This is a genomic window from Achromobacter sp. 1011811831 (assembly GCF_059760905.1).
Window position 1 is genome coordinate 36,724 of record NZ_JCBANG010000013.1, and the last position, 18,797, is coordinate 55,520.

The window sequence follows — 18,797 nt, forward strand, 5'->3', positions numbered from 1 at the left end:
TTTCATTTCATACGCCAAAGTGAAATATATGGCGCAAAACACCCCTCCCGCGCTACCCGAACTGGACGATCTGGACCGCCGCATCCTGGAACAGCTGCAGATCGACTGCGCGCTGACCAACCAGGACCTGGCCGAACGCGTGCACGCCTCGCCCCCGACCTGCCTGCGGCGGGTGCGGCGGCTGGTCGACATCGGCGTGATCGACCGGCAGGTGGCGATCCTGGCCGCCGACAAGCTGGGCAGCACGCTGACGGCCATCGTCGAGATCACGCTGGACGTGCAGGCCGCCGAAAGCCTGGACGCGTTCGAGCAAGGCATGCTGGCCGAGCCCGCCGTGCTGCAGTGCTACCGGGTGTCGCCCGGTCCGGATTTCGTGGTGATCGCGCAGGTGCGGGACATGCCGGCCTACCACGCGCTGGTGCACCGCGCCTTCACGGCGCAGGCCAATGTGCGCAACGTGCGCACGTTCTTCTCGGTGCATCGCGCCAAGTTCGAGACGCGGATCGCGGTGCGCGACTAGCGGTGCGGAGATGGCAGCTTGGCACTGGCTTCCCCTCCTGAACCACGCAATTGCGCATTGCCAGAGGATAATAGTCACAGCCCCCGGCGAATGGCGCCCAAGAGTAGCGCCCTGGAGCAGCCCATGCACACTCGTTCCACCCGTTACCTCGACATGATCGCCGCTCATCTCAACGCCCCATATGGGCTTGCGGTCAGCCCGGACGATATCGCGGCTGCCTTGCGCGCGGGCAGCTTGTCGCCCGTTCAGGCGGACGCGTGGGTCAAGGAGCTGCTGGCCAGCATGTTTGTAGAAATGGAACCGGAATATATCGGCCGAGCCAGTTTCGAGGCCGGAGTACGCCTCGAAGAAGCGGATGCCCTATACCAACAGGCTCGCAGTGAATACGGACTGCCCCGCGTCGAGCGCTGGGAAGATGCGCTGAAAGGAGTCCTCTGATGCCAACCTCCAAGCAGGACATTCTGTATCACCGATCCGCTGGTCCGTGGAGGGTGCTGGAGACCCGGGCGCAACAGCTGGTGGATCAAACCCGCAAGCACGGCGGTGAGTCCTTTCAACCCCTGTTGGGTGGTGGCACCCGGTTGATGCTGGCACTGAATCACCGCATCAGCGACGACATCGACCTCTTTGTCGATTCACCAGGATGGCTTCCTTATGTCTCGCCTCGGCTGAATGATCTGTTCGATACGGAGCTGGCGGGTTACAACGAAGACAATGCACACGTGAAGCTGCGCTTCGCCGAAGGCGAGATCGACTTTATGGTTGCAACGCCGCTGCTTCCCGATCTGCCCGGGCTATGGAATCCTCCGGCGGCAGAAACAAGTTTTGCCTTGGAACCACCTGCCGAGGTCCTGGCCAAAAAACTGTTCTTCCGTGGTTGGGCGCTTACCGCGCGCGACCTGTTCGACTGGATCGCCCTGCAATCAGAAGCGCCCGCCAGTGCCATCCCGGACGCCCTGCTTGCCCGCGTGCTTATGGCCAAGATGGACGGCATTGCCGCAGCCTTGACGCACATGGTGCAACGACCAGCCCAGCATATGGCTTGGCAGAATATTCGCGCCCCCCATCTGCCGGATCTGCAGCAAGCCGCCCAACTCGCCAGAGAACAACTAGCTCGCTGGAGCGAGCTCACGTAAGACCTCGCCACCGGCGGGCCTGCGGCTCATGAACGCCGCGCCATTAGCGGCTGCTCAGCACCCGCTCGAACTGCGCCAGATACCGGTTCCCCATCTTCTGCACATCGTGCTCATCGCGCACGTAGGCATAGGCGCGCTCGGTGACTTCCTGGCGGAAGGCCACATCGTCCAGGCAGCGCGCCATGCCGGCGGCCAGGGCCTTGTGGTCGCCCACGGCGCAGAGCACGCCTCGGCCGTCGGCCAGGCTTTCCTTGAGGCCGCCGGCGTCGGTGGACACCACCGGCACGCGCTGCAGGAAGGCGTCCAGCACGCTGCTGCCCAAGGCTTCTTCCTCGGAGCTCATGACGAACACGTCCAGCACGCTGTAGAAATCTTCCACGCCCTTGCGAAAGCCGGCGAAGCGGTAGACGTCCTCAATGCCCAGCTTGCGGGCCTCGTCCTTGGCGGCCTGTTCCTGGCCGCCGCCGGCGCCGAAGTGCAGGAAGATGAAGTCGCGGCGCGTGCGCGCCAGCTCAGCCACGGCGCGCACCAGCGTGACCGGGTCCTTGTCCTGGATCAGCGCGGCCGAAGTCGCCATGACCTTGCGGCCGTCCAGCTGGAACTCGCTGACCAGCGCGGCGACGTTGTCGGCGTTGATCGCATGCGGCTCGACGGCGCTGCGGATGATGGCGGGCTCGATGCCGAGCCGGCGCGGCTCGCTCGCGGCCATCTCGCTGATGGCCACGAACAGGTCGACGTGGCGCCACTTGAAGCCGGTCTTCCATTCCTCGCTCGGCTTGACCACGAAGGAGGTGCGGCGCGAGAAGGCCACCGGCCGGCGGTGCAGCCATTTGGTCAGCACGGCCCAGGTGACGGTATTGGCCGTCTGGGCATGGATGATGTCGTAGCGGCCGGCGCCGGCCAGGAAACGCAGCTGCGCGGGCACGTTGCGGCATTCGTGGACGGTGAATCCTTCCTGGCGCGCGCGCTCGGCCAGCGGGCCGCCCAGGCGGCACATCAGTTCGACCTCGTGGCCGGCCTTGCGGAAGGCGCGCATGCAGTAGAGCGTCTGCCGCTCGCCGCCGCGCCAGCCCTTCTCGAAGTTCAGCTGCAGGATCTTCATGCGCGGCCGATGCCCGAGTAATCGAAGCCCAGGGCGCGCACGTCGGCCGGCGTGTAGAGGTTGCGGCCGTCGATGATCAGCGGCGTCTTGAGCAGGGCCTTGACGCGGTCGAAGTCGGGCGCGCGGAAGACCTTCCATTCGGTGGCGATCAGCAGCGCGTCGGCGCCATCCAGCGCGTCGTACATGTCCTTGGCGAAGGTCACGCCGGGCTGGCCCACCAGCACGCGCGCGGCTTCGTGCATGGCCACCGGATCATAGGCGCGCACTTCGGCGCCGCGACGGGTCAATTCCGCGATGGCGGTCAGGCTGGGGGCTTCGCGCATGTCGTCGGTATTGGGCTTGAAGGCCAGGCCCCACAGCGCGATCTTGCGGCCACGCAGGTCTTCGCCGTAGCGCTGCGTCAGCTTCTCGGACAGGCGGAATTTCTGCGCGTGGTTGGCGGCCTCGGCGGCCTCGATGACGCGCATGGGCAGGCCGTGCTCGGCGGCGGTGTTGACCAGCGCCTGCACGTCCTTGGGAAAGCAGGAGCCGCCATAGCCCGCGCCGGGATAGAGGAAGTGATAGCCGATGCGCGGATCCGCGCCGATGCCGCGCCGCACCTGCTCAACGTCGGCGCCCAGCGTCTCGGCCAGGTTGGCCATCTCGTTCATGAAGGAGATGCGCGTGGCCAGCATGGCGTTGGCGGCATACTTGGTCAGCTCGGCCGAGCGCACGTCCATCACCATGAGACGGTCGTGGGTGCGCTGGAAGGGCTCGTAGATGCGGCGCATGACGCCGATGGTGTAGTCGTCGTCGGCGCCGACGATGACCCGGTCCGGACTCATGAAGTCGTTGATGGCCGCGCCTTCCTTGAGGAATTCCGGATTGGACGCCACCGTGAACGGCAGGTCCACGCCGCGCGCGGCCAGCTCCTTGGCGATCACGGCGCGCACCTTGTCGGCTGTGCCGACGGGCACGGTGGACTTGTCCACGATGAGCTTGCGCGAGGTCATGTGGCGCGCGATGTTGAGCGCGGCGGCCAGCACGTATTTCAGGTCGGCCGAGCCGTCCTCGCCCGGCGGGGTGCCGACGGCGATGAACTGCACGTCGCCGAAGGCCACGCTCTGCGCCACGTCGTCGGTGAAATGCAGCCGGCCGGCCTGCACGTTGCGGCGCACCAGGTCTTCCAGGCCGGGCTCGTAAATGGGGATGCCGCCCTGGCGCAACAGCGCGATCTTGGCGGAATCCACGTCCAGGCACATGACGTCGTTGCCCATGTCGGCCAGGCACGCCCCCGACACCAACCCTACGTAACCGGTACCCACGACCGTGATCTTCATGCCCGAACGCCCTTCAAGAATTGGAAAACCGGCGCCGCGGTGGACAAGCCGGCGCCGGCCGCCATTATAGAAGCGCGGCCGGCCGGGACGCCGGTCCGGCGCGCTCCCGGGCTTAGGTCGTCGCGGACAGGGCCGCTAGGGCGTCCGCAGCTTGTTGAAGCGGATGGCGTTCACCGCCACCGCCAGCGCGGCGCAGACCGTGCCCAGCACCAGCGCCAGGCCGGGGCCATGGGCCGCGCTCAGGCTGAAGGCGATGGCGACCAGGGCGGTGCCGAAGCTCTGGCCGAACACCCGGGTGGTGGCCTGCAGGCCGCCGGCGGCGCCGCTGCGCGCGCGCGGCGCGGCCGACAGCATGGCGCGGTTGTTCGGCGTCTGGAAGAAGCCGAAGCCCAGGCCCGCCACGAACATGCCCGCCAGAATGGGCGTATTGGACACATGCGTGGGCAGCAGCGCCAGCCACAGCATGCCAGCCACCATGGTAGCGGCGCCGATGCCGCTCATGGTCGCGGGCGAATAGCGGTCGGACAGCCGGCCCGCCAGCGGCGCGACCAGCGCCGTGCCGACCGGCCAGGCGCCCATCAGCATGCCGACTTCCAGGTACGGCCGTCCCAGCACCTGCTGGAAATAGAAGGGCAGCGACACGTAGGACGCCATCTGCGCGGCGAAGGTGCAGGCGGACGCGGCCACGGCATAGGCCAGCGGACGGATGCGCAGCAGGTCCACCGGCACCAGCGGCGCGGGCTGGCCGCTGGCGCGGCGCATCAGCACGATGCCCAGAACGGTGGCGATGGCCACCAGGCCGATGCCGCGCAGCAGGTCCGCGCCCATCATGTCCACGCCCGAGATGAACACGCCCAGCGTGGCCATGCTGAGCAGCGCGCTGATGCCGTCGAAGGCGACGTTGTTGCGCGGCACCTCCGGCAGGTGCCGCAGCCCCAGCATGGCCAGCACGCAGACGGGCAGGTTGACCGCGAAGATCCACGGCCACGGCGCCACCGACAGGATGGCCGAGCCGATGGTCGGCCCCAGCACCGACATCACCGCCACGGTGGTGGCGTTGATGCTGATGCCGCGCCCCAGCATCTTGAGCGGATAGATATTGCGCACCAGGCCGCCGAACAGGCACATCAGCGTGGCCGCGCCCACGCCCTGGAACACGCGCGCCAGCGTCAGCTGCAAGAGCGTGCCGGCCAGCGCGCAGCCCAGCGAGGCCAGCGTGAACAGCACCAGCCCGAAGGTGAACATGCGCCGGAAGCCGATGCGCTCGGCCAGCGCCGACAGCGGCAGCAGCATGGTCACCACCGCCAGGTTGTAGGCGTTGACGACCCAGACCGCCTGGGCCGGCGAGGATTGCAGGTCGGCCGCGATGGTGGGCAGGGCGACGTTGGCGATGGTGGTATCCAGCACCGACAGGCTGATGCCCGTCATCACCGTGGCCGCTGCCCAGTAGCGCCGGGGCGCCGGCAGGCCGTCCTGCGGCGCGGCGCCCGGCGTGCCGGTCGGCCCCTCGGCGGTCACGACTTCTTGGTCGGGCGTTGCCAACCGTCGACGGTGAGCTGCTTGGCGCGCGAGACCGTCAGCTTGCCGGCCGGCGCGTCGCGCGTCAGCGTGGTGCCGGCGCCCAGCGTGGCGCCCTGGCCCACGCGCACCGGCGCGACCAGCTGTGTGTCCGAGCCGATGAAGGCGTCGTCCTCGATCACGGTGCGGTGCTTGTTGACGCCATCGTAGTTGCAGGTGATGGTGCCGGCGCCCACGTTCACGCGCGCGCCGATCTCGGCGTCGCCGATGTAGGCCAGGTGATTGGCCTTGCTGTCGGCGCCCAGCACGCTCTTCTTGATCTCGACGAAGTTGCCGACGTGGCTGCGATCGCCCAGCTCGGCGCCCGGACGCAGGCGGGCATAGGGGCCGACGCGCGCATCGCGGCCCACCTGGGCGTCCTGCAGATGGCTGTAGGCCTCGATCTGCGTGCCGGCGCCGACGCTGACGTCGCGCAGCACGCAATGCGGGCCCACGCGCACGCCGTCGGCCAACGTGACCTCGCCTTCGAACACGCAGCCCACGTCGATGAACACGTCGCGGCCGCAGCGCAGCGTGCCGCGCAGGTCGAAGCGCGCGGGATCGGCCAGCGTGACGCCGGCTTCCAGCTGGCGGCGGGCCTGCTCGGCCTGCCAGCGGCGCTCCAGCTCGGCCTGCTGCACGCGGCTGTTCACGCCCAGCGTTTCCCAGGAAGCCGCCGGCTGGGCCGCGCCCACCGGCACGCCGTCGGTCACGGCCAGGCCGATCACGTCGGTCAGGTAGTACTCGCCCTGGGCGTTGTTGTTGTCGATACGGGACAGCCAGTCCTTGAGCCTGGCGGTCGGCGCGGCCAGGATGCCGGTGTTGACTTCCTTGATGGCGCGCTCGGCCTCGGAGGCGTCCTTGTGCTCGACGATGCGGCAGACCTGGCCGGCGGCGTCGCGCACGATGCGGCCGTAGCCGGTGGAATCGTCCAGCACCTCGGTGAGCACGGCGGCGCCATCGCCGCGCGCGGCCAGCAGGCGGCGCAGCGTGTCGGGCTGCACCAGCGGCACGTCGCCGTACAGCACCAGCGTCACATCGTCCTTGCCGTCGCCCTCGAGCAGCAGCGGCACGGCTTGCTGCACGGCGTGGCCGGTGCCCTGCTGCGGCTGCTGCAGCGCGAAGTGCAGGCCTTCCTGGCCGCCAAACGCCTGCTTGACGCGGTCGGCGCCGTGGCCGACCACCACGGTGATGCGGGCGGGCGCGAGTTCGCGCGCGCTGGCCAGCACGTGCGCCAGCATGGGCTTGCCGGCCAGCGTGTGCAGCACTTTGGGAAGGTCGGACTGCATGCGCTTGCCCAGTCCGGCGGCGAGAATCACTACATTGAGCATAGGGGTCTACTGTGTTGGAAAACGCAACGGCCCCGAGGAGCCGTTGCGCGTTGCGATTGAGGTCAAGGAGCCGGCGCTAGGCGGACGGCTCCGTCTTGGGGGCCGTCTTGCGAGCGGCGGGCTTGGCGCGGGCGGCGGGCTTCGAGGCCGGTTTGCCCGGCGCCTTGGCCGTGGATTTGGCCGCGGTCTTGGCGGCAGCCTTGGGCGCCGGCGCGGCGGCCTCGGCCTCCGGCCTGGACGGCGCGGCGGCGGGCATGGTCGCGGCGGTGGCGGCGGCGATCTGGCCGAACTGCTGCTGCAGCAGGTCCCACCAGGCCTTGGACGCCGATTGCGCCGCGGCGCCCATCTGTTCGCTCATGCCGGCAAAGGGCGGCGCGGCGTCCTTGCCGGCTTCCTCTTCGTGGGCAGCGTCGCCGGCGGGATCCTGAGCCGGAGCTTTGCCGCCGTCCCTGGCCGCGTCGCCTGACGGCGCGGCCGCCTTGGCCTTGCCCGGCGCCGGTTTCAGCCCCAGCACCACTTCCAGCGGCGAGGCCGCGCCGCTGTCGCGCAGGGCGCCCAGGTCCATGCTGGCCGCGCTGTCGACGAAGGCGCGCAGCGTGTTGATGGTGGAGCGCTGCACTTCCATGCCCTGGATGGTGCTGCTGAGCATGGACAGGTTCATGCGCAGCCAGTTTTCGACCGAGCGCAGTTCGGCGATGCGGCGGTCCAGGTCCTCGACGTTCATGGGCGGAGCCATCGGCAGGCTGCTGGCCAGCCCGCCCGGCCCGGTCAGGCCGGCCCAGGCCTGGCGCATCATCTCCATGCTGGCCAGCAGGGGATTGCCGGACAGATCGGAATGCTGGCCCAAGCCCGGCAGGACGAACGGATTGCCGTGTTGATCGCTCATACCTGGTTTCCCCCTAAACAGATGGTTGCCACCGGCCGCCAGGCTCAGCCGGGCAGCAGTTGATTGTTTTCCACGCGGACGCGGTCGCCGGACGCAAACGCGAACGGCTGGGCGCTGCGGAATTGACGGACGCTGCCGTCGCTCATGCGCACGGTCAGCTCGTAGTGCGTCACGGTTTGTTGCTGTCTGATATTACGCTCAACTTCACGGCCTGCCAAAGCGCCGCCCACGGCGCCCAGCACGGTCAGCGCGGTCTTGCCGTTGCCGCCGCCGAACTGGTTGCCGACCACGCCGCCCGCGACGCCGCCGGCGATGGTGCCGATCAGATGGTCGCTATTGTCGCGCACCGGCGCCTGGACCTGGCGCACGCTCTCGACCACGCCGCAGCTTTGGCAGACGACCGGCGCGGCCGGGCGGGGCTGCGCCGGCGCGGCCGCCTGGGGACGCGGCGCGGCGGGTTGACGAGCCGCCGGCTGCTGGCCGGGCGCGGGCGCCAGCGGCTGGGCGGGGATCTGGGGCGCGGGCGCCAGGTTGCCGCCTTCCGGGCCGGCCAGGGCCGCGCTCTCGGCGCTCAGGGCGTTGGGATTGGTATTGGCCGACGGCGTGGGCAGCCAGCCCATCACGGCCGCCACGCCCACCGTACACATGACGATCACGGCGACGGCGGCGGCGGCGACCAGGGGATGCAGGCCACGGCGCGCAACGCCGGTCTGGAGGGGAGTATTCATCACAGGTCTCCGAAATTACTAACCGGCTGTGGTATAGCACCCTGGCGCCGTATCGGCGTATTGCGATGGTGACGCTTCATTGCAGAACGGGCCTGCTGGACAGGGTCCGCCATTGATGGACAATAGGGGCATGGATTCCGTCACCTTGCCCCAGCTCGAACAGGCCATCAACTATTGGCGCAATCTCACGCCGTCCGCCGGCGAGGACCACCGGCTCTGCCCGGAGGCGTCGGCGCTGGCCACGCCCTATGCGCTGATGATCATGTCCCATCGCCGCGAGCTCCCCACCGTGGAACTCGACGAGCGCGCCCGCGCGGCGCTGGAGACCTGGGCGGCCGCCCTGAAGTGAACGTGAATGGCGCGGGCCGGCGCCGCGCGCGGCGATCGGATGGCGACACCCGTGCCGCCGTCGCCCGGCCCTGGCCTGATCAGCCCTTGAGCAGCGCCTGGATGTCGTGCACCAGGGCGTCCACCCCGATGTTGTTGTTGGCCAGCACGCGCGATTCGCCCTTGCCGTCCAGCAGGTAGAACGCGGCCGTGTGATCCATGGAATAGCCGCCGTCCTTGGTGGGCGCCTTGGCGTAGTAGGCCTTGAACGAGGCCGCCGCCTTCTTCACCTGGTCCGGCGTGCCGGTCAGGCCCAGGAAGCGCGGGTCGAACGCGGTCACGTATTGTTTGAGAATATCGGGCGTGTCGCGCTCCGGATCCACCGTGATCAGCAGCACCTGCACGCGGTCGGCGTCCGCGCCCAGCTTCTTCATGGCCTCGGCCAGCTCGGCCAGCGAGGTCGGGCAGACATCGGGGCATTGCGTGAAGCCGAAGAACGCCACCACCACCTTGCCCGAGAAATCCGACAGCTTGCGGGTCTTGCCGTTGTAATCCACCAGTTCCATGCCCTGGCCGAGTTTGGTGCCGCTGATGTCGCTGCCCTTGAACTGGGGCGCGCTTTCACCGCAGGCGGCCAGCGCGGCGGCGAATGCGGCGGCCGCGCCCAGGCGCAGGGCCAGGCGGCGGGTGGCGGAAAACACGGACATGGACAACCTCCGGCAACGGTCAGCGCAACAGGCCGACCCAGTGATCCACCAGCAGCGCGCCGAACAGCAGCGCCAGGTACAGGATCGAGAAACGGAACATGCTGCGCGCCAGTTCGTCGCTGTATTCGCGATACAGGCGCCATGCATAGGACAGGAACATGCCGCCCAGCACCAGCGCGGCGGTCAGGTAGAGCACGCCGCTCATCAGGATGATGTAGGGCAGCAGCGTGGTGGCCAGCAGCGCCACGCTGTAGAGCAGGATGTGCAGGCGCGTGAACTGCTGGCCGTGCGTGACCGGCAGCATGGGCAGGCCGGCCTTGGCGTAGTCGTGGTTGCGGTACAGCGCCAGCGCCCAGAAATGCGGCGGCGTCCAGATGAAGATGATCAGCACCAGCACCCAGGCCTCGGCCGGCACGGAATCCGCCACGGCGGCCCAGCCCAGCGCGGGCGGCATCGCGCCCGACAGGCCGCCGATGACGATGTTCTGCGGCGTGCGCGGCTTGAGGATGACGGTATAGATGACGGCGTAGCCGACGAAGGTGGCGAAGGTCAGCCACATGGTGAGCGGGTTGACCATGTGGTACAGCACGAACATGCCGGCGCCGCCCAACAGGCCCGACAGGCTCAGCACCTGGTAGGCGGAGATGGTGCCGCGCGCGGTCGCGCGCCTCGCGGTGCGCAGCATGCGGGCGTCGACCTCCTGCTCGATCAGGCAGTTGATGGCGAAGGCGGCGGCGGCCAGCAGCCAGATGCCCAGCGTGCCGAACAGCACGCGCTGCATGTCCGGAATGCCGGGCGCGGCCAGGAACATGCCGATGACGGCGCAGAACACCGCAAGCTGCGTGACGCGCGGCTTGGTGAGCACGAGATACTGGCGGAGCAATCCGGATTGGGGAGCGGCAAGACTGGTCATGATGGCCCCTATTTTAAACGCGCGCCGAATTGGGGCCGCAGCCCCCCGCGGGCGCCCGTCCGGCGGTGGACAGGCGCACCATCAATACCACCGCCGCCAGCGTCAGGCCGGCCGCCCCGCCATTGTGCAGCACCGCGATCAAAAGCGGCCACTGGAAGAAGATGGTAGTCAGCCCGGTCAGCAGTTGCGCGCCCAGCAGCGCCAGCATCAGCGTGGCCGGTCCGCGCAGTCCGGCCTCGGCGCGCAGGCGCCAGGCCAGCACGCCCAGGTAGGCGAACACCACGAAGGCGAAATTGCGATGCACCCAGTGGATCGCGGTGAGCGCCGGCTGCGAGATCATTTCACCGGACGGCAGCTCGCCCAGCCCCCGGATCACCGAATAGCCGCCGTGGAAATCCATCTCGGGCACCCACTGGCCATGGCACATGGGAAAGTCCATGCAGGCCAGCGCCGCGTAATTGGTGCTGACCCAGCCGCCCAGCGTGACCTGCACCAGCAGCAGCGCGAAGCCGCCCGCGACCCAGGGCTTCCAGCGCGCGGCAGCGGCGGACAGGGCCAGGTGCGGACGCTCGCGCGCCGACAGCCAGGTCATCAGCGCCAGCACCGACAGGCCGAACACCAGGTGCGCCGTGACCACGGCGGGCATCAGCTTGTGAGTCACGGTCCAGGCGCCGAAGGCGCCCTGCACGCAGACTGCCACCAGCGTGACGATGGCCAGCGTGGGCGAACGGCCCAGCTGGCGACGGTAGCGCCAGGCCATGACCACGATGGCGATGATCAGCATGCCCAGGATGGCGCCGACGTAGCGGTGGATCATCTCGATCCAGGCCTTGGACAGCGTGACCGGCCCGAAGGGCATGGCCTGCGTGGCCTCGTGGATGTCGCCCATCGCGCCCAGCGGCGTGGCCTTGCCATAGCAGCCCGGCCAGTCCGGACAACCCAGCCCGGAATCGGTCAGGCGCACGAAGGCGCCGAACATGATCAGGTCCAGCGTCAGGAACCAGGTGAAGAAAACCAGCTTGCGGTAGCGAGCCTTGATGCGATCCATATCCATGTAGAAAAATCCGGTCAGCCGACCCGCGAGTTGTAGACCAGCTTGCTGACGTCCTTGCGCACCTTCACGCCGTCGGCGTCGGCCGGGTACTGCATCATCAGGTTGCCCAGCGGATCGATGATCCAGATGGGCGCGGCCAGCGCAGGCGCGGCCTGTTGCTGCTGGCCCGCCAGCAGGTAGCGGGCGAGCTGGCCGGGGTCGGCGCGCAACATGATAGTGCCCTTGTAGGCCTCCAGCACCTTGTCCGGCACCGGCGCGTCGTCGGTGATGAACCAGACCCGGGCCAGCCGGTCCACGTTCTTGCCCTGGCTGGCGTGGCTGTTGCGCGCGATGTAGAGCTTGCGGGCGCAGCTTTCCGGGCAGGCCGCGCCATCGGCGGCCACCAGCAGCCATTTGCCCTTCAGGGTCTGCAGGTCGAAGGGCTGGCCGTCCAGCGTGGTCAGCTTCAATTCACCGGCGGCGGGCATGGGACGCTGCGGCGTCACCAGCGTGCCGTAGTTGCTGGCCTCGTCCGGCCACCATTGCGGGTTGTAGTAGACGACGAAGGCCGCCACGATGGGCGCCAGCGTACACAGGAACACCAGCACCAGCGGCAGCCTGGAGCGCTTGCGGGCGGCGGGGACGGAGGTAGCGGAAGTTTCGCGGGCCACTATGTATCCTGTTATGCGGTTGCGCGGTGCGCCGGGGACCTTGCTGCGGGCTTGCGGTGTTGCGGGAATTCAAGACGTCGATGCTGCGGGCTTGCGGTATCCGCGCGGCGGCTCAGCCCCCGGGGCCGGCCTGCTCGCGCTGGCGCTGGCGCATGCGCTTGAGCGCGCCCGCCATCACCACCAGCCAGGCGATCGCCGCGAACAGCGCGAAGGAAAACCATTGCACGGCGTAGAAGGTGTTTTTCTGGAAGTCGACCGAAGGCTGCGGCCAGTCGTGCACCAGGCCGTCGTCGTCGCGGCCGTCGCCGAACTGGCTCAGCACCGTGGGCAGCAGCTTGAGTCCGGTAGCCTGCGCGTAGGCGTCCAGCTCCAGGTTCTGCACCTGCGGCACGACGCCGCCCAGCGCCGGCAGCGCCGCCGGCAGGCCGGACTTCCCATCGCCGCCCAGCGACCACAGCTCGAACAGGCGCGGCACGCGCGCGGACAGCTCGCCGTGCACGGCCTGTGCGCCCGGCGGCGTCGCCGGCACCTCGGGCTGGCCCTGCATCACGCGCGGGATCCAGCCGCGCAGCACCAGCAGGGCCTGGCGCGTGCCACCATCCAGCAGCAAGGGCGTGGCCAGCCAGTAGCCGGGCTTGCCGTCCAGGTTGCGGTTGTCCAGCAGTACACTGAACTGCGGCAGCCACTGGCCGCTGGCCTCGGCCACGCGCCACGGCGCCATCTCGGCCGCCGGCGTCGCGGCGCTCAAGGGTAGCGGGGCCTGCTTGCGGCCTGCCTCGATCGCGGCCAGAATGGCGCGTCGCTCGTCGGCCCGGCGCAGTTGCCACTGCCCCAGCGATACGAGTATGACCACGGAAATGCCCAGCAGCAGCAAGGCGGCTACCGTGTAGCGGGTGGAATGCGGTCGAGCCATGTGTTCGTGATTGAATCTGATTTGTCCGGAGACCCAAATGCGTGTTTTCGTGGTGCTGGCCTTTATCGGCATCCTCGCCAGCCTGGCGTCCGCCCTGGTCTATCTGATGCGGGACAAAGGTACCACCAACCGCACCGTCAATGCGCTCACCGTGCGCATCGGGCTGTCCGTCGCGCTGTTCCTGTTCGTGCTGTTCGCCCATCACATGGGCTGGATCGAAAGCACGGGGATCAGATAGGCGCCGCCGGCGGGAGTTCCCGCGCCGGCCCCCGACCCTGAAAGCGCAAGGGCCCGGCCAGACTGGCCGGGCCCTTGCCGTTGAATGCACGCGGCCGCGGGCCGAAGCCCGCGCGCGGCGATCACATCCAGTAGACGAACAGGTACAGGCCCAGCCACACCACGTCGACGAAGTGCCAGTACCAGGCGGCGCCCTCGAAGCCGAAGTGATGGTCGGCCGTGAAGTGGCCGCGGATCAGGCGGATCAGGATCACGGTCAGCATGGTGGCGCCCAGCAGCACGTGGAAGCCGTGAAAGCCCGTCAGCATGTAGAACAGCGAGCCGTAGGCGCCCGAGTTGAACTTCAGGTTCAGCTCGGTATAGGCGTGATGGTATTCCGCCGCCTGGCAAGCCACGAAGATGAAGCCCAGCACCACGGTGGCCAGCAGCCAGAAGATGGTCTTGCCGCGATGGTTTTCACGCAGCGCGTGGTGAGCGATGGTCAGCGTCACGCCCGAGCTCAGCAGCAGCGCGGTGTTGATCGTGGGCAGCCAGAACGGGCCGACGGTCTGGAAGTGCTCGACCACGCCCGCCGGGCCGAAATTCGGCCAGACCGCCTGGAAGTCCGGCCACAGCATCAGCTTGTGATCCAGGTCGCCGAGCCAGGGCGTGGTGATCGTGCGCACGTACCACAGCGCGCCGAAGAAGCCGGCGAAGAACATGACCTCCGAGAAGATGAACCAGCTCATCCCCCAGCGGTAGGAATTGTCGATGCGCTTGCTGTTCAGGCCGGCCTCGGACTCGCGGATGGCGTCGCCGAACCAGTAGTACAGGATCACGATCAGGGACAGGAAGCCCGCCAGCACCAGCCACTTGCCCCAGCTGACGGAATTGATCCAGGCGGCGGCGCCCAGGCCCATGAGCAGCAGCGCGGCGGCCGTGCGCACGGGGTGACCCGAATCTGCGGGCACGTAGTAGTAGGGTGCCTCTTTGTGAACCGAGTGGCTTGCACTCATGGTTTTCTCCCTGGTACAGATCAGATGGTTCGAATTGCTTCAGGAATCGTGGCCGTCAGGTCAGGCTGGACACCGCCCAACGCACGATCAATATCAGTACGCCCACGAATACCGCTCCGGCCAGCAGCCCGGCCACGATCACGTGTACCGGGTTGAGCCTGGCGCTGTCTTCCTGGTAGCCCGCGCCCTTGCGCACGCCGAACAATCCCCAGCCCACGGCTTTCAGCGTCTGCAGAAAGCTCAGCTTGCGTTGGGAGGCGTCGCGCAGGTCGTCGCTCATGGGACCGCCTAGCGCAGCGCCACGCCCGTGAGCAGCGACGAGCCGCGCAACAGGGTCCACGCGAACACGGCGGCGACGAACACCACCAATATCAGTCCTGCGATCCGGTTGCGACGGCGCTGCTCTGGAGTCATGGCTCTGCTACCTGAAAACGTTGCGGCTTACTTCACTTCGGGCGGGGTTTCAAAGGTGTGGAAGGGGGCCGGCGACGGCACCGTCCATTCCAGGCCTTCGGCGCCTTCCCAGGGGCTGGCGGGCGCGGGCTCGCCGCGGCCGCGATAGCAGCGGATCACCGTCCACAGGAAGATCAGCTGCGACAGGCCGAACCAGAACGCGCCGATGGTGGCGATCTGGTGGAAGGTCGTGAACTGCGCGGCGTAATCGGCATAGCGGCGCGGCATGCCGGCCAGGCCCAGGAAGTGCATCGGGAAGAACGTGACGTTGAACGAGATCAGCGTCGACCAGAAGTGCAGCTTGCCCAGCTTTTCGCTGTACATGCGGCCCGACCACTTGGGCAGCCAGTAGTAGGCGCCGGCGAACAGGGCGAACAGCGAACCCGCCACCAGCACGTAGTGGAAGTGCGCCACCACGTAATAGGTATCGTGCACCTGGATGTCGATGGGCGCCACCGACAGGATCAGGCCGGTGAAACCGCCCATGGTGAACACGAAGATGAAGCCGATCGAGAACAGCATCGGCGTCTCGAAGGTCATCGAGCCGCGCCACATGGTGGCGACCCAGTTGAACACCTTCACGCCGGTCGGGATCGAGATCAGCATGGTGGCGTACATGAAGTACAACTGGCCCGTCACCGGCATGCCGGTGGTGAACATGTGGTGCGCCCAGACGATGAACGACAGCACGGCGATGGCGGCGGTCGCGTACACCATCGAGGCGTAGCCGAACAGCTTCTTGCGGGCGAAGGCGGGCACGATGGCGGACACGATGCCAAAGCCCGGCAGGATCATGATGTAGACCTCGGGGTGCCCGAAGAACCAGAACACGTGCTGGTACAGCACCGGGTCGCCGCCGGCGGCGGCGTTGAAGAAGCCGGTGCCGAAGTGGCGGTCGGTCAGCACCATGGTGATGGCGGCGGCCAGCACCGGCATCACGGCCAGCAGCAGGAAGGCGGTGATCAGCCAGGTCCAGCAGAACAGCGGCATCTTCATCAGCGTCATGCCGGGCGCGCGCATGTTCAGCACGGTGACGATGATGTTGATCGCGCCCATGATGGAGGACGCGCCCATGATGTGCATGGCGAAGATGGCCAGGTCCATGCCCGGGCCCATCTGCAGCGACAGCGGAGCGTACAGCGTCCAGCCGGCGGCGGTGGCGCCGCCCGGCACGAAGAACGAGGCCGTCAGCATGATGGCGGCCACGGGCAGCAGCCAGAAGCTGAAGTTGTTCATGCGGGCGAACGCCATGTCCGAGGCGCCGATCTGCATGGGGATCATCCAGTTCGCGAAGCCCACGAAGGCCGGCATGATGGCGCCGAACACCATGATGAGGCCGTGCATGGTGGTGAACTGGTTGAACAGTTCAGGCCGGAAGAACTGCAGGCCCGGCTCGAACAGCTCGGTGCGCAGCAGCAGGGCCAGCGTCCCGCCCTCCAGCAACATGAAGAACGAGAAGATGAGGTACATCGTCCCGATGTCTTTGTGGTTCGTGGCGAAAAGCCAGCGCCGCCAGCCCGTCGGCATGGCGTGGTGGTGGTCATCGTGACCGTGGCCCGGGGACACGTGGTCTACAGTGACGCTGCTCATGATGGACTCCTTCCTGCTGAGTGCCGCCCCCGCCAGGCGGGGACGTCAGGGTATCTCGACTAAACGGAAAGCGGTTCTGACCGCGAGGGAAACAGCGACGGCGCGCGCATCAGCGCCCGGCCGTCACGTCCTTCGGTTGAACCGTCGGGTCCTGCCCCTTGCCGGCGTTGCTCCAGGCATGGCGCGTATAGCTGATGACCGCTGCGATTTCGACATCGTTGAGCTGGCCGCCGAACGCCGCCATGGCGGTGCCCGGCTTGCCCTTCAGCACGGTGTTGATCTGGGCCGCCTTGGGGCCCAGCACAACCTTGTCTCCGTCGAGCGCGGGGAAGCTGCCCGGGATGCCCTTGCCGTTGGCCTGGTGACAGGCCACGCAATTGGCGGCGAAAACCTTTTCGCCGCGGGCAACCAGTTCGGCTTCCGTCCACTCCTTGTTGGGATCGTCGGCCGAGGCCGCCATCCTCTTTTTCTGGTCTTCAACCCACTTATCGTAGTCCGCCTGCGCCAGGACTTCCACGACGATGGGCATGAAGGCGTGGTCCTTGCCGCACAGCTCGGCGCACTGGCCACGGTAGATGCCGGGCTGTTCGGCGCGGAACCAGGCGTCGCGCAGGAAGCCCGGGATGGCGTCCTGCTTGACGCCGAAGTCGGGGATCATCCAGGAGTGGATCACGTCGGCGGCGGTCAGCACGACGCGGACCTTCTTGTCGACGGGCACAACCATGTGGTTGTCCACTTCCATCAGGTAGAACTGGCCCTTGGGCTCGCGGTTCTCGATCTGGGCGCGCGGCGTCGACAGCGTGGAGAGGAACTTGACGCCGGCGGCGGAGCCGTCGAGGTACTCGTAGCCCCACTTCCATTGATAGCCGGTGACCTTGACGGTCAGGTCGGCGCTGGACGTGTCTTTCATGGCGACCACCGTCTTGGTGGCCGGCAGGGCCATCGCAATGACGATGATGAAGGGAATGACGGTCCAGGCGACTTCCACGCCGAGGTGCTCGTGGAAGGTGGCGGCCTTGTGGCCGCGGGATTTGCGGTGCGCCCAGATGGAGTAGAACATCACTCCGAAGACGCCGATGAAGATCACGATACAGATCGTGAGCAGCATCCAGTGCAGCCACATGACATCGCGCGCGATCTGAGTCACGCCTTCGTGCAGGTTCAGCTGATTGACCTTCGGGCCGCCGGGCATGTCTTGCACCTGAGCACCCGCCATGCCGCCAATCAGCATGGCACAAGCCCCCAGTATCCCTCTCCACTTCTTCATGCTTACCTCGAAACACGGCGCAAGGGCCGCTGTCGCCTCGTGGCACGAATGTCACTGCAACAGGACTACGCGCGATTATTAGATGGCAAGGATCGGCAGGGAGAGATGCTGCGGCCCCGCGTTCCCACTCGAATCATAAAGAAACTGGCGGATTATAGCGGACGCGCAAACAGATGTAATTTAATCCCCTTGATTTCGTTGGACCCGCCCCCATGGCCTCGCCGCGAGGCCGCGCGGGCCGGTGGCATAAAATCAGCCGCACCTTCATCCAAGACGGTCCCGAGATGCACAAGCAGTTGCCCGACCTGTATGCCGCGCTGCGCGCCCGCGCGCAGGAACTCCCGCCCGAAGGGGCGCATGCCTTGTATATAGCGGGGCGCCGCTGCGGCTGGGCCACGCACGCCGCGGCCGACGCGCTGCAAGGCGCCGACCACATCGAAACGGACCACAACAGCGTGCGGATCGGCGAAGGCATGGCCCCCGGCCCCGAGCTGGACGCGGTGCTGGAACGGGCCGCGATACTGTTGCGCGATGCCAACTGCCTGCGCGGCTGGCGCGACGAACTGCTGGACGTGGTCGTCGGCGACGACAAGCTGGGCGTGATGGAGCGCACCGCGCTGCGGCCCTTCGGCCTGCCGACCAAGGCCGTGCACCTGAACGCCTGGACGCCCGATGGCCGGCTGTGGGTGGCGCGCCGCGCACTGAGCAAGTCAACAGATCCCGGTATGTGGGACACCCTGGTCGGCGGACTGGCCGGCAGCGGCGAAGACCTGGAAACCGCGCTGGTGCGCGAGTGCGGCGAGGAAGCCGGCCTGGACGAGCCGGACCTGGCCCACCGCACGCCGCTGCGCACCATCCTGCGCATCCACCGCCGCCTGCCCGAGGGCTACCAGGTCGAGGACGTGCTGACCAGCACCTGTGTACTGGCGGCCGACGCCAGCCCCGCCAACCGCGACGGCGAAGTCATGGAAATCCGTGCCATCGAGGTGGCCGAGGCGGTGCGCCTGCTGGCCGAAGGCGAGTTCACGCTGGAAGCGGCGCTGGTCATCGCCGAGGACATCCTGCGCCGCCAGGCGGCCGGGGAAATCCCGGCCTGAGCCGGGACTGACGCC

22 protein-coding genes are annotated in these 18,797 nt (G+C 67.6%); 6 read left to right on the forward strand and 16 right to left on the reverse strand.

Annotated elements, in window-relative coordinates:
* The first annotated feature begins 28 nt into the window (after positions 1 to 28).
* The 3 genes from AC6LJ9_RS07500 to AC6LJ9_RS07510 all read left to right on the forward strand — a co-directional run bounded on the left by AC6LJ9_RS07500 (position 29) and on the right by AC6LJ9_RS07510 (position 1,656).
* On the forward strand, positions 29 to 520 hold the full coding sequence (locus AC6LJ9_RS07500) for an Lrp/AsnC family transcriptional regulator (protein WP_498147069.1): 492 nt from the start codon (positions 29 to 31) through the stop codon (positions 518 to 520).
* 123 nt (positions 521 to 643) lie between these two features.
* Entirely contained in the window at positions 644 to 958 is a 315-nt protein-coding gene (locus AC6LJ9_RS07505) for a hypothetical protein (RefSeq protein WP_498147070.1), read from the forward strand.
* Positions 958 to 1,656 (forward strand): nucleotidyl transferase AbiEii/AbiGii toxin family protein, encoded by a 699-nt coding sequence (locus tag AC6LJ9_RS07510; RefSeq protein ID WP_498147071.1) that lies wholly within the window; start codon positions 958 to 960, stop codon positions 1,654 to 1,656. The genes AC6LJ9_RS07505 and AC6LJ9_RS07510 overlap by 1 nt, the downstream gene beginning before the upstream one ends.
* Before the next feature lie 43 nt (positions 1,657 to 1,699).
* On the opposite strand, the gene AC6LJ9_RS07515 is transcribed toward AC6LJ9_RS07510, so the two are convergent.
* The 6 genes from AC6LJ9_RS07515 to AC6LJ9_RS07540 all read right to left on the reverse strand — a co-directional run bounded on the left by AC6LJ9_RS07515 (position 1,700) and on the right by AC6LJ9_RS07540 (position 8,579).
* On the reverse strand, positions 1,700 to 2,758 hold the full coding sequence (locus AC6LJ9_RS07515) for a glycosyltransferase family 4 protein (RefSeq protein WP_498147072.1): 1,059 nt from the start codon (positions 2,756 to 2,758) through the stop codon (positions 1,700 to 1,702).
* Entirely contained in the window at positions 2,755 to 4,077 is a 1,323-nt protein-coding gene (locus AC6LJ9_RS07520) for a UDP-glucose dehydrogenase family protein (protein WP_212316624.1), read from the reverse strand. Before AC6LJ9_RS07520 ends, AC6LJ9_RS07515 begins: the two co-directional genes overlap by 4 nt.
* A 135-nt stretch (positions 4,078 to 4,212) precedes the next feature.
* Complete coding sequence (locus AC6LJ9_RS07525; RefSeq protein ID WP_498147105.1) at positions 4,213 to 5,595, reverse strand: MFS transporter; 1,383 nt, start codon at positions 5,593 to 5,595, stop codon at positions 4,213 to 4,215.
* The gene (gene glmU, locus AC6LJ9_RS07530) at positions 5,592 to 6,965 is read right to left on the reverse strand and encodes a bifunctional UDP-N-acetylglucosamine diphosphorylase/glucosamine-1-phosphate N-acetyltransferase GlmU (protein ID WP_212316628.1); all 1,374 of its coding nucleotides are present in this window, start codon (positions 6,963 to 6,965) and stop codon (positions 5,592 to 5,594) included. The genes AC6LJ9_RS07525 and glmU overlap by 4 nt, the downstream gene beginning before the upstream one ends.
* 76 nt (positions 6,966 to 7,041) lie before the next feature.
* The gene (locus tag AC6LJ9_RS07535; RefSeq protein WP_498147073.1) at positions 7,042 to 7,851 is read right to left on the reverse strand and encodes a PhaM family polyhydroxyalkanoate granule multifunctional regulatory protein; all 810 of its coding nucleotides are present in this window, start codon (positions 7,849 to 7,851) and stop codon (positions 7,042 to 7,044) included.
* Between the two features lie 44 nt (positions 7,852 to 7,895).
* Positions 7,896 to 8,579, reverse strand: a complete 684-nt coding sequence (locus AC6LJ9_RS07540) for an outer membrane lipoprotein (RefSeq protein ID WP_498147074.1) — start codon at positions 8,577 to 8,579, stop codon at positions 7,896 to 7,898.
* 130 nt (positions 8,580 to 8,709) lie between these two features.
* Between AC6LJ9_RS07540 and AC6LJ9_RS07545 the strand changes: the two genes are divergently transcribed.
* Positions 8,710 to 8,928 (forward strand): DUF3717 domain-containing protein, encoded by a 219-nt coding sequence (locus AC6LJ9_RS07545; RefSeq protein WP_212319316.1) that lies wholly within the window; start codon positions 8,710 to 8,712, stop codon positions 8,926 to 8,928.
* 79 nt (positions 8,929 to 9,007) lie between these two features.
* Here AC6LJ9_RS07545 and AC6LJ9_RS07550 read toward each other — a convergent pair whose 3' ends face one another.
* The 5 genes from AC6LJ9_RS07550 to AC6LJ9_RS07570 all read right to left on the reverse strand — a co-directional run bounded on the left by AC6LJ9_RS07550 (position 9,008) and on the right by AC6LJ9_RS07570 (position 13,143).
* Entirely contained in the window at positions 9,008 to 9,613 is a 606-nt protein-coding gene (locus AC6LJ9_RS07550; RefSeq protein WP_498147075.1) for an SCO family protein, read from the reverse strand.
* Positions 9,614 to 9,632: 19 nt separating this feature from the next.
* On the reverse strand, positions 9,633 to 10,526 hold the full coding sequence (gene cyoE / locus AC6LJ9_RS07555) for a heme o synthase (RefSeq protein ID WP_103272016.1): 894 nt from the start codon (positions 10,524 to 10,526) through the stop codon (positions 9,633 to 9,635).
* Positions 10,527 to 10,539: 13 nt separating this feature from the next.
* Positions 10,540 to 11,574 carry a COX15/CtaA family protein gene (locus AC6LJ9_RS07560; protein ID WP_498147106.1) on the reverse strand — a complete coding sequence of 345 codons (1,035 nt, stop codon included), beginning with the start codon at positions 11,572 to 11,574 and terminating at the stop codon, positions 10,540 to 10,542.
* Positions 11,575 to 11,594: 20 nt separating this feature from the next.
* Entirely contained in the window at positions 11,595 to 12,230 is a 636-nt protein-coding gene (locus AC6LJ9_RS07565; RefSeq protein WP_498147076.1) for an SCO family protein, read from the reverse strand.
* A 112-nt stretch (positions 12,231 to 12,342) separates the two neighbouring features.
* A complete protein-coding gene (locus tag AC6LJ9_RS07570) occupies positions 12,343 to 13,143 on the reverse strand; it encodes an SURF1 family protein (RefSeq protein ID WP_498147077.1) in 801 nt (266 codons plus the stop codon).
* Between the two features lie 37 nt (positions 13,144 to 13,180).
* On the opposite strand from AC6LJ9_RS07570, the gene AC6LJ9_RS07575 reads away from it, so the two are divergent.
* Positions 13,181 to 13,381: a twin transmembrane helix small protein gene (locus AC6LJ9_RS07575; protein ID WP_103272014.1), complete on the forward strand. Its 201-nt coding sequence runs from the start codon at positions 13,181 to 13,183 to the stop codon at positions 13,379 to 13,381.
* Between the two features lie 121 nt (positions 13,382 to 13,502).
* Here the strand turns inward: AC6LJ9_RS07575 and AC6LJ9_RS07580 are convergent, their stop codons facing one another.
* From AC6LJ9_RS07580 to coxB, 5 genes are all read right to left on the reverse strand, one after another.
* Positions 13,503 to 14,375 (reverse strand): cytochrome c oxidase subunit 3, encoded by an 873-nt coding sequence (locus AC6LJ9_RS07580; RefSeq protein ID WP_103272013.1) that lies wholly within the window; start codon positions 14,373 to 14,375, stop codon positions 13,503 to 13,505.
* 55 nt (positions 14,376 to 14,430) lie between these two features.
* Positions 14,431 to 14,655, reverse strand: coding sequence for a DUF2970 domain-containing protein (locus AC6LJ9_RS07585; RefSeq protein ID WP_103272012.1), 225 nt, complete (start codon positions 14,653 to 14,655; stop codon positions 14,431 to 14,433).
* Between the two features lie 8 nt (positions 14,656 to 14,663).
* Entirely contained in the window at positions 14,664 to 14,789 is a 126-nt protein-coding gene (locus AC6LJ9_RS07590; RefSeq protein WP_212319326.1) for a cytochrome oxidase small assembly protein, read from the reverse strand.
* 27 nt (positions 14,790 to 14,816) lie between these two features.
* The gene (gene ctaD, locus AC6LJ9_RS07595; protein WP_103272011.1) at positions 14,817 to 16,418 is read right to left on the reverse strand and encodes a cytochrome c oxidase subunit I; all 1,602 of its coding nucleotides are present in this window, start codon (positions 16,416 to 16,418) and stop codon (positions 14,817 to 14,819) included.
* A gap of 109 nt (positions 16,419 to 16,527) precedes the next feature.
* Positions 16,528 to 17,685: a cytochrome c oxidase subunit II gene (gene coxB / locus AC6LJ9_RS07600; RefSeq protein ID WP_103272010.1), complete on the reverse strand. Its 1,158-nt coding sequence runs from the start codon at positions 17,683 to 17,685 to the stop codon at positions 16,528 to 16,530.
* Between the two features lie 284 nt (positions 17,686 to 17,969).
* Here coxB and AC6LJ9_RS07605 point away from each other — a divergent pair, with 284 nt between their 5' ends.
* Entirely contained in the window at positions 17,970 to 18,782 is an 813-nt protein-coding gene (locus AC6LJ9_RS07605; RefSeq protein WP_498147078.1) for an NUDIX hydrolase, read from the forward strand.
* Positions 18,783 to 18,797 lie beyond the last annotated feature (15 nt).

Coding starts and splice junctions, on each gene's coding strand:
- AC6LJ9_RS07500 (WP_498147069.1), top strand. CDS start 29: ATGGCGCAAAACACCCCTCCCGCGCTACCCGAACTGGACGATCTGGAC.
- AC6LJ9_RS07505 (WP_498147070.1), top strand. CDS start 644: ATGCACACTCGTTCCACCCGTTACCTCGACATGATCGCCGCTCATCTC.
- AC6LJ9_RS07510 (WP_498147071.1), top strand. CDS start 958: ATGCCAACCTCCAAGCAGGACATTCTGTATCACCGATCCGCTGGTCCG.
- AC6LJ9_RS07515 (WP_498147072.1), bottom strand. CDS start 2,758: ATGAAGATCCTGCAGCTGAACTTCGAGAAGGGCTGGCGCGGCGGCGAG.
- AC6LJ9_RS07520 (WP_212316624.1), bottom strand. CDS start 4,077: ATGAAGATCACGGTCGTGGGTACCGGTTACGTAGGGTTGGTGTCGGGG.
- glmU (WP_212316628.1), bottom strand. CDS start 6,965: ATGCTCAATGTAGTGATTCTCGCCGCCGGACTGGGCAAGCGCATGCAG.
- AC6LJ9_RS07535 (WP_498147073.1), bottom strand. CDS start 7,851: ATGAGCGATCAACACGGCAATCCGTTCGTCCTGCCGGGCTTGGGCCAG.
- AC6LJ9_RS07540 (WP_498147074.1), bottom strand. CDS start 8,579: ATGAATACTCCCCTCCAGACCGGCGTTGCGCGCCGTGGCCTGCATCCC.
- AC6LJ9_RS07545 (WP_212319316.1), top strand. CDS start 8,710: ATGGATTCCGTCACCTTGCCCCAGCTCGAACAGGCCATCAACTATTGG.
- AC6LJ9_RS07550 (WP_498147075.1), bottom strand. CDS start 9,613: ATGTCCGTGTTTTCCGCCACCCGCCGCCTGGCCCTGCGCCTGGGCGCG.
- cyoE (WP_103272016.1), bottom strand. CDS start 10,526: ATGACCAGTCTTGCCGCTCCCCAATCCGGATTGCTCCGCCAGTATCTC.
- AC6LJ9_RS07560 (WP_498147106.1), bottom strand. CDS start 11,574: ATGGATCGCATCAAGGCTCGCTACCGCAAGCTGGTTTTCTTCACCTGG.
- AC6LJ9_RS07570 (WP_498147077.1), bottom strand. CDS start 13,143: ATGGCTCGACCGCATTCCACCCGCTACACGGTAGCCGCCTTGCTGCTG.
- AC6LJ9_RS07575 (WP_103272014.1), top strand. CDS start 13,181: ATGCGTGTTTTCGTGGTGCTGGCCTTTATCGGCATCCTCGCCAGCCTG.
- AC6LJ9_RS07580 (WP_103272013.1), bottom strand. CDS start 14,375: ATGAGTGCAAGCCACTCGGTTCACAAAGAGGCACCCTACTACTACGTG.
- AC6LJ9_RS07585 (WP_103272012.1), bottom strand. CDS start 14,655: ATGAGCGACGACCTGCGCGACGCCTCCCAACGCAAGCTGAGCTTTCTG.
- AC6LJ9_RS07590 (WP_212319326.1), bottom strand. CDS start 14,789: ATGACTCCAGAGCAGCGCCGTCGCAACCGGATCGCAGGACTGATATTG.
- ctaD (WP_103272011.1), bottom strand. CDS start 16,418: ATGAGCAGCGTCACTGTAGACCACGTGTCCCCGGGCCACGGTCACGAT.
- coxB (WP_103272010.1), bottom strand. CDS start 17,685: ATGAAGAAGTGGAGAGGGATACTGGGGGCTTGTGCCATGCTGATTGGC.
- AC6LJ9_RS07605 (WP_498147078.1), top strand. CDS start 17,970: ATGCACAAGCAGTTGCCCGACCTGTATGCCGCGCTGCGCGCCCGCGCG.